The organism is Arthrobacter sp. SIMBA_036 (assembly GCF_046535135.1).
In the GTDB taxonomy this organism is placed as follows: Bacteria; Actinomycetota; Actinomycetes; order Actinomycetales; family Micrococcaceae; genus Arthrobacter.
Genome location: NZ_JAWRXG010000213.1, coordinates 1 through 267, shown reverse-complemented (window position 1 = coordinate 267; position 267 = coordinate 1). Strand labels below are relative to the sequence as shown.

General features: G+C 55.4%; 1 pseudogene. It reads right to left on the bottom strand.

From position 1 onward, the window contains the following. Positions 1 to 267: pseudogene (locus tag SB659_RS19655) on the bottom strand (oxidoreductase); the annotation flags it as partial.

Genomic DNA, 267 nt, shown 5'->3' with positions numbered 1-267 from the left:
GGATTGCCATAAATGACTGCGCTATGTCGGTGTGTCCGGCGTCAAACTCCAGACGACGGTGACTGATAATGTCGTAGGCCTTGAGTACCAGGGCGTTTTTAACGTTGGGGTTGTAGACAAACTCCCGGACGGCTGGAAAAAACGCTTTCACGTTCTCGTAAACCCCGTGGCCGACACCTGTCGAGTCGATGCCGATGTAGGTCACGTTGTACTGCTCGGTCAGTTTTTTGATGGCGTCAGCCTGGGCGCGGAAGTCCATCCCGCGCC